The sequence below is a fragment of the Bradyrhizobium sp. 141 genome (genome assembly GCF_023074055.1).
GTDB lineage: Bacteria > Pseudomonadota > Alphaproteobacteria > Rhizobiales > Xanthobacteraceae > Bradyrhizobium.
In genome coordinates, this window is record NZ_JADPKR010000031.1 from 12,762 (window position 1) to 26,599 (window position 13,838).

The 13,838-nt window shown below is 60.4% G+C and carries 13 protein-coding genes and 1 pseudogene; 10 read left to right on the forward strand and 4 right to left on the reverse strand.

Annotated elements, in window-relative coordinates:
• Positions 1-438 precede the first annotated feature (438 nt).
• Both IVA81_RS11070 and IVA81_RS11075 read right to left on the reverse strand, forming a co-directional pair.
• Positions 439-1,461 (reverse strand): cytochrome c peroxidase, encoded by a 1,023-nt coding sequence (locus tag IVA81_RS11070; RefSeq protein WP_247316181.1) that lies wholly within the window; start codon positions 1,459-1,461, stop codon positions 439-441.
• Positions 1,462-2,063: 602 nt separating this feature from the next.
• Positions 2,064-2,243 (reverse strand): hypothetical protein, encoded by a 180-nt coding sequence (locus IVA81_RS11075; RefSeq protein ID WP_247316184.1) that lies wholly within the window; start codon positions 2,241-2,243, stop codon positions 2,064-2,066.
• A gap of 65 nt (positions 2,244-2,308) precedes the next feature.
• On the opposite strand from IVA81_RS11075, the gene IVA81_RS11080 reads away from it, so the two are divergent.
• The 6 genes from IVA81_RS11080 to IVA81_RS11105 all read left to right on the forward strand — a co-directional run bounded on the left by IVA81_RS11080 (position 2,309) and on the right by IVA81_RS11105 (position 9,150).
• Positions 2,309-2,884 carry a hypothetical protein gene (locus IVA81_RS11080; RefSeq protein WP_247316186.1) on the forward strand — a complete coding sequence of 192 codons (576 nt, stop codon included), beginning with the start codon at positions 2,309-2,311 and terminating at the stop codon, positions 2,882-2,884.
• A gap of 331 nt (positions 2,885-3,215) precedes the next feature.
• Positions 3,216-4,421, forward strand: a complete 1,206-nt coding sequence (locus tag IVA81_RS11085; RefSeq protein WP_247316188.1) for an HlyD family efflux transporter periplasmic adaptor subunit — start codon at positions 3,216-3,218, stop codon at positions 4,419-4,421.
• Positions 4,421-6,391: a cellulose synthase catalytic subunit gene (locus IVA81_RS11090; protein ID WP_247316190.1), complete on the forward strand. Its 1,971-nt coding sequence runs from the start codon at positions 4,421-4,423 to the stop codon at positions 6,389-6,391. The genes IVA81_RS11085 and IVA81_RS11090 overlap by 1 nt, the downstream gene beginning before the upstream one ends.
• A gap of 9 nt (positions 6,392-6,400) precedes the next feature.
• A complete protein-coding gene (locus IVA81_RS11095) occupies positions 6,401-7,492 on the forward strand; it encodes a hypothetical protein (RefSeq protein WP_247316193.1) in 1,092 nt (363 codons plus the stop codon).
• Positions 7,493-7,585: 93 nt separating this feature from the next.
• Positions 7,586-8,575, forward strand: coding sequence for an ERF family protein (locus IVA81_RS11100; RefSeq protein ID WP_247316194.1), 990 nt, complete (start codon positions 7,586-7,588; stop codon positions 8,573-8,575).
• Positions 8,572-9,150, forward strand: a complete 579-nt coding sequence (locus IVA81_RS11105; protein WP_247316196.1) for a hypothetical protein — start codon at positions 8,572-8,574, stop codon at positions 9,148-9,150. Before IVA81_RS11100 ends, IVA81_RS11105 begins: the two co-directional genes overlap by 4 nt.
• Before the next feature lie 11 nt (positions 9,151-9,161).
• Here IVA81_RS11105 and IVA81_RS11110 read toward each other — a convergent pair whose 3' ends face one another.
• The gene (locus IVA81_RS11110) at positions 9,162-9,446 is read right to left on the reverse strand and encodes a hypothetical protein (protein WP_247316248.1); all 285 of its coding nucleotides are present in this window, start codon (positions 9,444-9,446) and stop codon (positions 9,162-9,164) included.
• A 42-nt stretch (positions 9,447-9,488) separates the two neighbouring features.
• Here IVA81_RS11110 and IVA81_RS11115 point away from each other — a divergent pair, with 42 nt between their 5' ends.
• Positions 9,489-9,599, forward strand: a complete 111-nt coding sequence (locus IVA81_RS11115) for a hypothetical protein (protein ID WP_247316246.1) — start codon at positions 9,489-9,491, stop codon at positions 9,597-9,599.
• Between the two features lie 201 nt (positions 9,600-9,800).
• Positions 9,801-10,280, forward strand: coding sequence for a MarR family winged helix-turn-helix transcriptional regulator (locus IVA81_RS11120; RefSeq protein ID WP_247316198.1), 480 nt, complete (start codon positions 9,801-9,803; stop codon positions 10,278-10,280).
• A gap of 114 nt (positions 10,281-10,394) precedes the next feature.
• On the opposite strand, the gene IVA81_RS11125 is transcribed toward IVA81_RS11120, so the two are convergent.
• On the reverse strand, positions 10,395-11,963 hold the full coding sequence (locus IVA81_RS11125; RefSeq protein WP_247316200.1) for a porin: 1,569 nt from the start codon (positions 11,961-11,963) through the stop codon (positions 10,395-10,397).
• Positions 11,964-12,446: 483 nt separating this feature from the next.
• Here IVA81_RS11125 and IVA81_RS11130 point away from each other — a divergent pair, with 483 nt between their 5' ends.
• Positions 12,447-13,325: a recombinase family protein gene (locus IVA81_RS11130; RefSeq protein ID WP_247316202.1), complete on the forward strand. Its 879-nt coding sequence runs from the start codon at positions 12,447-12,449 to the stop codon at positions 13,323-13,325.
• Between the two features lie 386 nt (positions 13,326-13,711).
• Positions 13,712-13,833: pseudogene (locus IVA81_RS11135) on the forward strand (transposase); the annotation flags it as partial.
• Positions 13,834-13,838: the final 5 nt, after the last annotated feature.

The following is a 13,838-nucleotide window of genomic DNA, read 5'->3' on the forward strand; positions in this document are numbered from 1 at the left end:
GAGAGCTCGGCTCCGATCCCCAATCATTGCAATAACCGCCCGCCTTTAATTATCCGTTCAGTATACCTGAAGTTTTGATCGTTTCGCCACACCTACATCCGCGTGTTGCTTCGTGGTTAACGGCGGCTCTCCCCTGCCGTTTTGCCGAAGCTTCTCGCAAGTCCTTTCAAATTTTACCGATTCCAAGGAGGGCTCCTCAATCTCGCTGGCGTAGTCAACGACAGACCAGATCAGAGATTGGGAGCCGGGGCATGTTCGGGGCGATCAGTGCTGCAACTGTGGTGGTGGGCTCAGCACTTGCATTCGGGGCAAGATGGCGTCCAGCGCGCGCCGAAATGCTCCAGACTTGCGCCGGCGCGGTTATGATCCTCGGCTTCGGACTGCTGGGCGCGGCCCTGCCGCATCTGCCCTGAAGACGTCGGCACGCCTGCCCGGCAGTTATCGCGGTAGCCTAGGAAACGCTGTAAGTGGCGAGGAGGAATTGAGGCTTTGAAGCAAGGCGATGAGGTCCTTCTTCTCGCCCGGTGTCAAAGACAGAGGTTTGATCGAGGGGGAGCGGCTTGGACGGTCAATCCCACCCTTGTCGTAGAGTTCGATGACATCTTCCAAGGTCGCAACCGATCCATCATGCATATAGGGCGCGCGGCGGGCGACGTCGCGTAACGTCGGCGTCTTGAATGCATACCGGAGCTTTTCGGACCTCGGGAAGAGCCGTCCGCGCCCTACGTCTTCGTTCTTGGCGGTGCCGATGTCGTGAAACGATCCGTCCGTGAGGGAAGGTCCCTTGTGGCAGGTCGAACAGCCCGCCTTGCCGTTGAAAACCTCAAACCCGCGTTTTGCTGGCGTGCTGATGGCGGTCTCGTCGCCGATGATCCAACGGTCGAACGGCGACTCGCCGGCTACGATGGTACGTTGAAACGTTGCCAACGCCGCTTCGATCCTGGGCCGGTTGATAGCATCATCCCCGAACGCGCGAGCGAATGCCTCGCCATAGGTGGGGATAGCCGAGAGGCGCGCAATCAAGTCCGCTTCGGTGAGATTCATGTTCACTGGATTTGTGATCGGACCGAAGGCAACCGATTCGATATCCCTGAATTTCCCGTCCCAACCCAACGGCTCAATGAAGGCCACATCGATCAGGCTCGGCGCACGAAGCGGCAAGCCTTTCGGATCCTCGCCGATGGCGCGCGCGAGGCCGTCTGCCCAGGAAAGTGACGGGTTGTGGCACGTCGCACAGGAGCGCGTTTTCGATCCCGAGAGCAGCGGGTCGAAAAACAGCATCTCTCCGAGAGCAACTTTCGCTTCGGAATAGGGGTTGCTACCCGGAAATGGAATGGTTGCCGGCCGACGATAGCTGGCGCGGACGGCTGCGAGCTCTTCCGGCTCTGCCGTGGCCAAAGCAAAAGACAGGCCCACCGGCAAAAACGCCGCCAGACACGCCAAGCCGATCCAAAGCCTCAACGGACCCATCGGATGAGATGCTCGCTTATGACTCAAAAAATGCTAATGCGCCCGCGCATGCCGATTGGCGCTCCGACCGGACCGGCGGCGGAATGGCACAGAGGCCAGGAGCCGTTACGCGAGACAAGCGACGGCTCCGGCATTCTCTTGTAAACGTACTTACTTAATGATGCGCTAATTCGGGGGCGCGCAATTGCCTTGATGTCTCTGCACTAAACAGACGCCTGACGCGCCGCCGCCCGCGGGCATTCAGCCGAGATCGACGTAAGGAAGTGGAAAACTAAGCCCGGTCGAGACAAGCCCTGATCGTATTCAGAACAAACCCTGAAATTCGAGCATAATCGCAGCCGCCGTATTACTACGGTCCTACCTGCAATACGGGCGTAAATTGACGCAGATCAAGAAGCCGCCAAAGTTCTGCGTCCTAATCGCCAGCGCACGCGAACAGCTATGGCAGCGCGGACCATGAATAATGAGGCGCAAGTCCGTCTTGTCCCAAGGTTGCAAGTTGCAGGTAAATAGCCCTCACGCGACACTGTCGATTATGGACTCTGGTGATCATGGCCCATTGGATCGCAGGGGCCGTTCCGTTTCGCCCCGCGTCAGCGCTGGTGACCAACGCCGATGCCGAGCTGGTGCGCTTTCGCCCTCAGCGCGGGGACCGACCGCTTCAACTGCTTGGAGATCTTGGCGATCGGCGTCTTTGACTTCGAATGCGCCTTGAGAGCTTTCACGTCCTCGCGGGTATATTCGCGCCGCATCGCCTTCTTGGGCTTCGCCATGCTGTCCTCTCAGTGATGGTCGGGGTGCCCCCAGCTCGGCTGGTCTGAGCTGCGGGGCTGGCCGGATGCGCGCCGATCAAGGTTCGAAACCCGGCGACGCAAACGGCAAATGCCAGGCGGAGCGCAAACGTTCCGCGAATCCAATGCAGGGCCGGCGAGCGCGCCGCGCTTATCAGAAAACAAACCATCGCCGCTTTTCCCCGCCCGGCATGCCGAAAGGTATTGCCGGCCGAGCCGATGCACAATCCAAAGTCGAGGAGATGGAGCATGGCTTCGCTCAGAATGTCATGGCGGGCTTCTCGATCGAGGAGGTGCGCCAGCTGGTCGAACTGTGGGAGGAGAGTCAGGAGATCGCCAACGGCCCAGACCCGGAGTGGAGCGCCGTGGCTTCCTGGAGCGCCGCTATTGCGTCGATCGCCTCCGGCGCCTTAGCCCTGATCTCGAAGCGGCTGAACGCAGGGTGCGCACGGTTCTTAACCTTGACCCAGTCGCATGCCGCGGCCGGTAGCGCCGCTCGCGGTGCTTTGAGACAATTCCCTCAAGCTTCACCGGCACGCCGCCTCGAACAGGTGGCCCGAACCCGCCGGGCTCGAACGGCGCCACGAAGATATCCTCGGGCCTGCGGCGCCACAGCATACTGAGCTTGCCCTTGCGCCGAACGGCGGAAGCTCGCGCAAGTTATCACCGTCGACCACAACCAGATCGAACGCATAGAGCTGACCTCCTCATTGTGCCGGCCGGAGTGCGAACCAGCGGACAATTCAGGCGCAAGGCATTCCGTTCCCTGCCAAAGTACAAATCCCAGGTGCGCGACCGCGTCGGGAAGGATGTCTTCACAACCAACGCGGGCACATCGCAATTGTACTTCGGGTTCAACGTCAAGCTGTGTTCCGTCACCATCACGATTCGCCTCCATAAATCGGCCGCTAAGTTGCCGCTACCTAAGGCCTGGAATGCGGTTGGAAGTCCCCAATGAGGCTTGCTCGTGTCGTTATCGGCTTAGCGCTCCTGGCCGGCGGTCTGTACATTCTTATCGGCGAGCATTTTGCGGGAACATCGGCGGACGCCACTATCAACGCGCGGCTTTATGTCGTTCGCGCCCCAATCGAGGGCAGGGTAACGCTCGCCGTCAGAAGCATCGGAGCGCGAGTCAACCCCGGGGAACTGGTCGCCGACATCACAGATGAAAGATTCGACACGGCTCGACTCCTGAATCTCGAGCGCGATCGCGACAACCAGCAGATCGAGCTCAAGCGTATCGCCGAGCAGAGAGCAGCCCTGTCGCAGGCAAGAACCGGATTCGACGCGCAGTCGATTGACTACCAGCGCGGCCGAATCCGCCAGATTGAAGCGCGTATCGCCGAGACGAGAGCAGCCCAAGATGCCGCTGCCGCACGACTGCGCCAAGCAGATGCCGACTTCAAGCGCGCCAATGAACTGAACGTTCGCGGCGTGCAGACGGTGGCCAACCTCGATCGAGCTCGCGCGACATACGACGTCGCGCAACAGGACGTGGTGAGTGCACAGCAACGCATCAACTACTTCGAGACGGAACTCGTTTCGGCCCGTGACGGAGTGTTTATTGGCGAGTCCTACAACGACGCACCCTTTTCGACCCAGCGTATCCGTGAACTCGATCTGCGATTAGCCGAACTGTCGGTCGAAGAGCAGCAAGTAAAGGCTCGCACCGCCCAGTTCGATCGTCAAATTGATGCCGAGCGGCTCCGCGTCAATCGATTGACCTCTGCGGCACTCAATGCCCGGGTGCCAGGCGTGGCATGGGATTTTCTGGTAGACGACGGCGAGTTCGCGCGGCGAGGTCAAGACCTCGTCAAGGTGGTCGACTGCAATAGCCTGATCGTCACGGCCGGCGTTTCCGAAGCTCTTTACGACAGTCTTTCCATTGGAGCGCCAGCCCAGTTCCGGTTGTTCGGTGACGAGCGGATTTTCGACGGAACCATCACTCGACTTGGCGGATCGGGGGCGTCGTCGCTTTACGCGAATCTCGCCGTGGGGCCCAGCCCACAGCATCTGCAGCGTTTCGACGTTACGGTGACTATACCTGAACTTGCAGAACACCCTGACCTTGGCTGCGCGATCGGGCGGACCGGCCGCGTTATCTTCTCGAGCGGCCCCATCGCCCGGCTCCGTCGGTTGCTCACACGGTACGGCGTCTGATGCTGTTGCTCTCACCACTCCTGGCCGCCTTTGCGGGAGCCGCCGCCATAGTCGGGCTGCGCCTCGCCGTCCTGCCGCTGCTCAGCCCGACTCGATGGTACTGGCGCGCCCTGCTCCTCGGAGCGGCGGTCGTTTTGTCGTGGCGCTACGTGGAGTGGCGATTCACCGAAACTCTGGCACCACTCGGCTGGACAGCCGACGCGCTGTTCAGCTGGGGATTTGCCATGCTCGAGGCGTTGACCGTGCTATCCTCGTCGATCGCGTTCTTCATCCTTACACGGGTGAAGGAACGGACGGCGGAAGCAGACCGGCACATCGGATGGTGGTCGCGCGGACAGCCGCCGCTAGTGGATATTTTCATCACCACCTATAACGAGCGGCTGGAGGTATTGGAACGAACAATTGTCGGCGCGAAGGCCGTCCATTTTCCCAGGCTTCGGGTTTTTGTGCTCGACGATGGCCGCAGGGATTGGCTCCGCCAGGCTTGCGAGCAGCACGGCGTCGGCTACATGGTGCGCTCCGACAACGCGCACGCGAAGGCTGGAAACATCAACCATGCACTTGCCGAACGAACGCGGGATGCGGACCGCCCGGATTTCGTGGCCGTGCTCGATACGGATTTCGTTCCACACGTCGATTTTATAGATCGGGCACTCGCGCTATTTCACGACCCGAGTGTTGGGCTCGTGCAGACGCCCCAGCACTTCTTCAATCCGGATCCGATCCAGCATAACCTCGGCATCAGCTCAGCCTATCCGGACGAGCAACGCCACTTCTTCGACAATGTCGAGCCCGCACGTGATGCCTGGGGCATAGCGATTTGCTGCGGCACCTCATCGATGATGCGGGTTCAGGCGGTTGAGCAGATCGGCGGGCTTCCGACGGAAAGCGTGACGGAAGATTTCCTGCTCACGCTGAAGCTTGCGGGCAATGGTTGGAGAACCGTCTACCTCAATGAGCCGCTGACGGAAGGATTGGCTCCGGAAGGCTTGCGGGAATATATCGTCCAGCGTGGCCGTTGGTGCCTTGGTCTGATGCAGATTGTCCGCGATCTGTACAATCCGCTCGGCACGCATCGGCTCGGATTGATACATCGGCTCAGTGTATTGGATTCCTTCCTCTATTGGATCAGCACCTTCCCGTTCCGGATTGCCAGCCTGATCTGTCCCCTGTTGTTCTGGTGGGGCGGCGTTACGATCGTGAACGCATCGCTCGTCGATGTCATCAGATACTACGTGCCATACTATTTGGCGATGCTGGTGGTCCTGAACTGGCTTTCAAAGGGACTGTTCATTCCGGTCCTGAACGACGTCGCGCAGCTGATCGCCGCCGGGTCTGTCTGTCGGGCTGCCGCACTGGGCCTATTGACGAAGGGACCGCACAGGTTCTCGGTAACAACCAAGGGCGGGGACAGAACCAGGATCGTTGTCCAATGGTCATTGATGCGACCGTTCCTGATTCTGCTCGGGTTGACCGTCGGCGGCCTGGCCGCGCCGCTGAACTCCGATTTCATCTTCAATACTTCGTCGACAGCCGGCGACGGCGTAGCGATCGTCATGTTCTGGACGATCTATAATATCCTGGTCCTGCTGGTGGCAATCGCGGTGTGCATCGAACGGCCCCGGTACAACCGGCCGCAGCGACAAACTCCCGAACCCACCACGTTGATGATCGGGGACGAAAAACACCGCGGCTGGCTCGTCAATCTTGGTCCGGAAGGCGCACGAATAACCGGACCGGTCGGTCTTTCGCCGGGAACGACGGGGAAGCTGACCATCCCGGAGATCGGCGACATCGAAGCGCACATTCTCGCCCATACGCGCGATGGCTACCGACTGAAGTTCGCGCCTACTGCGGAGCAGCGCGCACAACTCATCGAGAAGCTCCATACCGCGCGAGCCGTGCCGGGGTCTGATCGGGCAGACATTGTTCGCATGATCCGCGAATTGGCACGAGCTCTAACCCATTAAGGAGGTGGCATGGCAGGTCGACGGTTGAGCTTGCGTACCATCGTCTTCTTCGGAGGCGCCACGCTTATGCTGGTACCCGCCATCGTAACCGCAACACTCTATGCCGCAGCCCTGCAGCAGAGAGGCGAGCAACTGGAAGCGGAGAAGCTGACGATTCGCGGTGACTTGAGCGCCGGCCTGCTGGCGCGCCGGCTCTACGGCGTCTGGATGGACGTGGCGCGGCTCGCCACCCTGATCGACCCGAGCAACCCGGCAAGCGCGCGCGACGAAATCCAGTTCATGAGCCGCCTGGACAACCGCTATTCCTGGCTCGGCATCACGGACCTGAAGGGCAAAGTGCTGGCTGCCAAGGATGGAATGCTTGAGGGCGAAAGCGTTGCCCAAAGGCAATGGTTCAGGCGCGGCCTCGATGTAACGTCCGCCATCGACGTTCATGAAGCGCAGCAGCTCGGAAATCTGTTGCCTGCGTCGCCAGATGCCTACCGCTTCATCGAAATGGCGGCACCCTTGCAGCGCGGCAGTTCCGTCGCTGGCGTGATTGGGGCGCAGCTGAACTGGAAATGGGTGGCACAGGGCCTGGAATCCTTGCAAGCATCAGGCATCGAGGTCCTTCTTCTTTCGCGAGATCGAGTCGTTCTGTTCGGACCGCCCGATCTCATCAACAAGCCACTCAACATCGGCTCCGCACATGCGGCCAATCGGGTCACGACGAGTTTTCTGAGCGAGCGGTGGCCGGACGGCAAAGAATACTTCACGGTGGTCGTCCCCACCATTCGCTATGTAGACCTCCCGAGTTTCGGCTGGTCTCTTCTGATCCGCCAGAATGCGAATGACGCCATGGCAGGAACCCGGGCATTGGTCCGGTCATTCTGGGTCATTCTCGGTGCTGGCGCCCTCACGGCATTGGCGCTGCTCTTCCTGGCGGCGCAATGGCTCGGGACTCCGCTGCGTCGTCTCTCTGAAGCGGCCGAGGCGCTTCTCCACGATCCAAAATCCGGGGTGCCTTACTCGGAGACGCGGTTTGAAGAAGCCGCGAGATTGAGCAATGCGCTGATTCGAATACAATCACGCCTGATGGCCGCATTTCACAATGAGAAATGATGCCGTTGCGCACGGCATGACGATAGCTTCGATCGGCGATGAAATCCCCAAACTGGGCAACGATCCGCCTCGCTGGCGAGCGGCCTCGACATCGTGCGCAAGACCCTGAGCCAGCAGGAGATAGCCACCATCCAGACCACCCGGGTCGAGGCCAGCACCGGCCATATCCACCTCACCACCCTGCTCGCCCATTCCTCCGGCGAGTGGATTTCCTCGGACTGGCCGGTCTGCGCCGCAAGGGACGTCGAGGCGCCGCACCGCATGGGCGCGGCGCTGACCTACGCCCGACGCTATGCCCTGTTCGCGCTGGTCGGGATTGCCGGCGAGGATGATCTGGACGCCCCGGACGCGGTGGCCGGCCCCCTGCCCGCAGGGCCGCAAGCAGCCCCTGGCACGCCGCCCAAGCCAGCCAAAGGCGTTCTCAACCGTGCACCGCTGCTGGGGCCGCCACAGTCCGCCGAACTCCGCGACCACCTCTTACACCAGCTCGCATTGCTGACCGCGAGCCCGGACCTGCTCGCCTGGGCCAAGGCCAGCCTGCCGCGCAAGAATACCCTGCTGGAAGCCGACGCCCGGGTCGTCGAGGCCGCCTATCGGGCCAAGCTCGAAACTGCCTCAGATCGGGCAGCCAGCACGGCCGAACCGCTGGCCACCTCAGATGGAAATTCGCTCCCATCGGTCCAAGCCGCCGACCTGAACGCCGAAGCCGGGCTGCAGCCGACGCTGCCTGAAGCCGGGCTCGCCCATCCCAAGGAGCCGCCGCGCAAGCGCAGCAAGGCGCACCTGTTATTTGTCCGCGAGCAGCCCTGCCTGGTGTGCCGGCAAACCCCATGCGATGCCCATCATCTGAAATTCGCCCAAGCCAGGGCGCTCGGCCGAAAGGTCAGCGATGAGTTCACCGTGCCGTTGTGCCGCACCCATCACCACGAGCTGCACCTGCACGGCAACGAGCGCGCGTGGTGGGCGAACCTGCAGATCGCGCCATTGCCGGTCGCCCAGGACCTGTGGGCCGCAAGCCCGGTCCACGCTGCGGCCGAGGCCGCGCCGCTTGCCGCCAACCTGGGTTCGGAGGCAGCCGGATGAACGGTCTATTCCGATCCACGCGCGAGCTCACCGTCTCACCAGTGCCGGTCGAGTTGGAAGCCTTGGCGCCGCCGCCCCTGCTGCTGCCGGGCGAACAGCTCGAACACTACCACGCACTCCGGCAGGCGATCTTTGCCGACCTTGCGCCGCAATCCGCCATCGAGTGGTTGCTCGCAATCGATGTCGCCGAGCTGTCCTGGGACATCCAGCGCTACCGCATGTTGCGGCATAAATTGCTCGAGACCTATCGCCACAAGGCGGTTGAGGCGACGTTGCGGCGCATCGATTTGGTCGGGATCGATCCCGAGTTCGAAGCGGAGGCCGAGTACCATACGCTGCAAAATGCGTTGAGCTGGCGGTGTGATCCCATCGCTGCGGCCGAGATCGACGCGCGGCTTGCGACCTATGGCTTTGACCACCATGCCATCAGCACCGAAGTCTATGTGCAGGCGCGCGAGGTCCTGGTCCTGTTCGAGGGGCTGCTCAATGCCGCACAGACCAAGCGCATGCTGCTCCTGCGCGAGATCAGGAATCAACGCTTCCTCAGTGGACCGCTGCGCCGACCGCGCGTCTGAGGGAGACCGAGCTAGATCGCCAGCGCGACTGAGACCCGTGCAAAAGCCCGCAGCCGAGCAAGCTTCCCATTGCGCATCTCTATCAAGCGAGCCGGCACGACGCGGCTGCGTTGCTTGGCCGGCTGATCGCGGTGGAGAGATAGAGCCACAAAGCAATTCGCAAGCGCAGCAATCCAACCGACCCGTTCACCTGATTCATGCTTGAACAGCGACAGACCAAGTAGTTCTATGTCTTCGCAACTCGAGCTCTGATGAGGTGAAGCATGAGCAACGAGCTCATCGTTCACAAGGCTCATCTGCCAAGATCGCTCCTCCTTCGCGCAGCCCCATATGTCCGCATGTCAACCGACCGGCAACAATACTCGATTCAAAATCAGGCCGCCGTCATCGCGGCGTACGCCCACGCCCATAACTTTACGCTGGTTCGCTTCTACAAAGACGAGGGCTAGAGCGGACTCCTCATCAAGAACAGGACCGGCCTGCTTCAATTGCTTGACGATGTCGAGAGCAACCAGACCGATTTGGCCATCTCCTGGTCTACGACGTCAGCCGATCGGGCCGATTCCAGGACCTTGACGCCCACAAATCGCATGCGCAACGGCGGCGATTTTACCTAGGAAGTATTGGCGCAAGAAGAAGCAGGACTTCACATGATTGAGACGAAATTCGACAGAGCCATGAAGGATTTTGTCTGGAATATTATCGAGATCCACTCCCAATTGGGGGACATCCACTCAGTGTGGGCACGGCTGCTGGGTATAACTGAGCCTCAGTGGCTCATGTTGATGGCCATAATGGACTTGGACAAAGGACTTGGCGTTGCGGGAATTGACGTTGCCAAGAAGCTTAGGGTCCATCCGGGGTTTGTAGCAAGTCAGACCAAGAGCCTCGCAAAGGCCGGCCTTCTTGAGCGCCGAACTCGTTCGGATGATGCCCGCTTCGTGCAGATGTCATTAACCGAGCAAGCGACGACTGCAATCGCAAAGCTATCTAAAAAGAAGGCAAGCCTGAGCTCAACGATGTTCGCCGACCTTGGTGAAGGAAGGCTGGCTGAGTTGAACACTGCGCTTTTCGCAATCGCCAAGAATGTTCGACTGGCCGCCCGACTGTTGGCAATCGAAATCTCGTGACCATTCGGTCTCTACCGAAGACGCCAAAGCCCTCGGCAGTCTCCCGCCGAGGGCTCTGAGGAGCTCTCGGCGGCTTCCCGCCAAGAGCTCCAATGCGCAGTCGTTAGACCGAACTTACCAGTTGCGCTGAGCGCGGAGGAGCAGGGTGATGGTGTCCTGATCCTTCAGCTCGTACGCAGCGGCCGGCTTGGCCGTTGTGCCCGCACCGGCGTAAGCGAAGACGCCCGCGTACTTCTGGTCCAGATGGGTCCAGTTGAGGTCAGCCGAGAACGTGAGGTTCTTGACCGGGGTCCAGCGGGTGATGATACCGACCTGGCCAATGGCGAAGTCGGGGTTGCACGAGGTCACGCCAGCGATCGCGAACGTACCACCGACACCGCAAAGGCTGGTCTTAGCCAGCGAGCCGAACTGCGCCTGAGCGTAGGCACCGTACAGCGCGGTGTTCCAGTAGGGATCCCAGTTGTGGGTGTAGGCACCACGGAAGCCCCAGGTCTTCACGGTCTCCTGCGAGGAGCCACCGCCCGCCGAGGTGAACACGGTGTCCGGAGCATAGGCAAAGCCGACGCTCTGGTAGGCAACGCCCGAGCTGCCGAACATCGAGTAGCTGCCGCCCGCCAGGTTCTGGAAGTTGTAGCGGGTCGCACCGTCGGTGTAGACGCCCGAAATGTTGATCACGTCACCCGCACCAGTCGGGATGTTCTTGATCGACAGAGCGAGCTGAACAGCCCAACCCCACTTGTCGTCGGGGTGGCCAGTGACTTCGGTCGGGCCATAGTAGGCAACGTGGTTGTCATGCGCAGCGACCGACGCCTGGAACAGACCCCAGGCCTGGTCGACACGAACCATACCGACGAGGTTCGGCGAACGCGAGCCGCCGATGTTGTTCGTGCCATATGCGCCACCGACGATACCGGCAGCAGACGCGCCTGCCAAATTGACGTTGCCGGCCTGGTAGTAAGCCGTCGCGTCTTCAGCCGAGAACGACGCCGTCACGCCCTGACCGAAGTCAGCGGTGTAGGTGAACTGGTTGACACCAGTGACCGTGCCGCTGCCGCCGACGAGGCTGTCGAAGTTGTTGCCGGGATAGTTGGTCCAGGGCGCGTCGAACTGCGACACGGCCTTACCCATGGTGAAGCCAGCGAACTGGATGAAGGCGTAGTACACGCCGAGCGAACCGCCGGAGGTCGCGCCGTCGGTGCCGTTGATCGACGAACCAACGAGCGCCGGGCTGACGCCGGAGGTGTTGAGCGCCAGCGTGCTGCTGTAGGCAGTGCCACCGAACGCGCTGCCGGTGCCGGAGTAGTTGCCGGTGGTCCAGGAGAACACGCCGTCAAAGAAGGTACGGACAACGCCGTACTCGGTCGCGGTGCGCGTGTCGATGTTGAGATCTTCACGAGCGCGCATGGTGTAGTAGTTCGTCAGACGGTTACGCGCACCGTTATTGCCGGTGAGCTGACCGCTGAAAACCGAGTTGCTGTTCAGCGCGACTTCAGCGCGCAGATAACCACCCAGCTTGATGCAGGTGTCGGTGCCCGGGATGTAGTAGAACCCGGCTCCGTACAGCGAGCAGATCTTCACGTATTCGACCGCCTTGGCCTTCACGGGCAGATCGGCTGCTTGAGCTCCGCCCACGGCGATCAGACCCGCCGCTGAGCCGAGCAAAAGGCTCTTAACCAACTTCATGTTAAACCTCCAAGTTGCTCTTCAGGGAAGGTCACTGACCGGACGGCCAATTCCCCAACCCCCTCTAAATCACCGCTTTGGGCTCCTTCGCGTCTTCGGACACACCCGCATGAACGCGAGGGACTTAAGCGAATGACCTAAACGGGACGACCTTGGGATGCCCCCCTCCGTCGCGCAGTCACCATGCTTGATGCCCCGTGCACACACAACAAGAGAACGCTTCGAAACGGGACCATGAAACTTGTTTTCGGACAGGTGTTGCACAAAAATCACGCAACTTCTTGAGGGGCATGTTTGTTTAAGCTATTGTTAGGGATGACAATTTTGGCGCTCACAGCTGCGTGAGTGCTTCGCCAACGAACGGGTCCCAGCGCGGGAACATGCACCTCCGGCGCCCTGAAAGGCGGGAATCGATTTGCTCTTAAGGACGAATCGAGTGTCCGCTTCGACGGCGCAGCCACCCATTCGGGACCCAGGATCACTATGTCTAAAGAGAGCAGCAAAAAGATCTCAGCGGCGCCAAGTTGGCTTGGCCTTACTCAAGACCGGTTGTCCTTCGTGTTCCTGCCGGACCGGGCCGAAACCGTGCGAAAGATTTTCCAACTCGCAATCGGCGGGATGGGCAGCTACGCCATCGCGAATTATCTCGACGAACAAAAGGTGCCGGCCTTCACCCAATCGCTTAACTGGGACAACACCACCATAGACTCCATGCTCAGGAACCGCGCGACCTACGGTGAGTACCAGCCGAAGTCCTTCGCCGGGGGCCATAAGAGGGGTATCCCGAGCGGCCATCCCATTTCCGGCTATTACCCTGCAGTCATAGACAAGGCCACTTTTGATGCTGCGCAGGCGGCACGCCAACAGAATCTGGCGCATCGTGGGCGCAAAGGAAATGATCTCGCTAACATCTTCGGTGACCTATGCTTGTGTGCCCATTGCGGCAGCAAAGTCATCTTCCATCGGATTTCGAATGTGCAGGTCCTCGTATGCGAGCAGGTCTTGAGTGATGGCGCCTGTAGCCGCTCCGCCTGGACATACAAAGACTTTGAGATCACCGTTCTTGCTTTTCTGGCTCACCCAGCATTGTTCGACCAAGCAGGCGACGAGCTAAAGGCAGGGCTGCTCGATCTTGTCCAAGAAATCAAAGGCCTCTCTTCCGATCAGGAGCGACGCTACGCTAGAAGAGTGAACATCACCGTTCTTCTCAAGCGGATTGTCGCTGGCCTCGTGATTCACAGTGCAGGAAATCTGACCCTGCCTAGACATTCTTCGGCACAGATCCGGAAGGACGTCGCCGGGAGGTTTCTCGAGATTCAGCTGCAAGGGGGTCTGGTCTACCCCTGCATTTCCATAGGCTGATAAAACCGCCGGCAGCCTTCGAAGAGAGTTAACAAGGACCAGGACCGTCCAAGGGCGGCGCTGATCGAACGCATTTACAAGAAAGCTCCCATAAGCTTCCCGCGGTTCCCAAGCTGCTCGCCTTGGCCATGTGGCACTCCGCCGGCTCGATGATCAATCGCCGGCAGCCTGCAAGGTGCCGCTCGCGTTGCCACCCGGATGCTTTGCGATACACTCTGCAATGGAGGCGGACCCCCCGCTCGGATACTCCTGCCCTGCGCTTGTGAGGATTGAGCTGCTGCCGGTTTGCTGGACACCCGGTTAAGCTAATCCCACCTTGCGCTCGAACTCAACTGGACTGACGTACCCGATCGTCGAATGACGGCGGATGCTGTTGTAGATAGGTCATGCAGAGACGGAAGTTCAGTCGAGAGTTCCAGGTCGCGGCGGTCAAGCTAGTCAGGGAACGCGGGGTGTCGTGGCGCAAGCGGGCCGCGACCTTGGCGTTCATGAGAACGTGCTGCGCAAATGCTC

Coding starts and splice junctions, on each gene's coding strand:
- IVA81_RS11125 (WP_247316200.1), bottom strand. CDS start 11,963: ATGAAGTTGGTTAAGAGCCTTTTGCTCGGCTCAGCGGCGGGTCTGATC.
- IVA81_RS11120 (WP_247316198.1), top strand. CDS start 9,801: ATGATTGAGACGAAATTCGACAGAGCCATGAAGGATTTTGTCTGGAAT.
- IVA81_RS11110 (WP_247316248.1), bottom strand. CDS start 9,446: ATGAGCCTTGTGAACGATGAGCTCGTTGCTCATGCTTCACCTCATCAG.
- IVA81_RS11080 (WP_247316186.1), top strand. CDS start 2,309: ATGCGCGCCGATCAAGGTTCGAAACCCGGCGACGCAAACGGCAAATGC.
- IVA81_RS11095 (WP_247316193.1), top strand. CDS start 6,401: ATGGCAGGTCGACGGTTGAGCTTGCGTACCATCGTCTTCTTCGGAGGC.
- IVA81_RS11085 (WP_247316188.1), top strand. CDS start 3,216: ATGAGGCTTGCTCGTGTCGTTATCGGCTTAGCGCTCCTGGCCGGCGGT.
- IVA81_RS11090 (WP_247316190.1), top strand. CDS start 4,421: ATGCTGTTGCTCTCACCACTCCTGGCCGCCTTTGCGGGAGCCGCCGCC.
- IVA81_RS11075 (WP_247316184.1), bottom strand. CDS start 2,243: ATGGCGAAGCCCAAGAAGGCGATGCGGCGCGAATATACCCGCGAGGAC.
- IVA81_RS11130 (WP_247316202.1), top strand. CDS start 12,447: ATGTCTAAAGAGAGCAGCAAAAAGATCTCAGCGGCGCCAAGTTGGCTT.
- IVA81_RS11115 (WP_247316246.1), top strand. CDS start 9,489: ATGTCAACCGACCGGCAACAATACTCGATTCAAAATCAGGCCGCCGTC.
- IVA81_RS11105 (WP_247316196.1), top strand. CDS start 8,572: ATGAACGGTCTATTCCGATCCACGCGCGAGCTCACCGTCTCACCAGTG.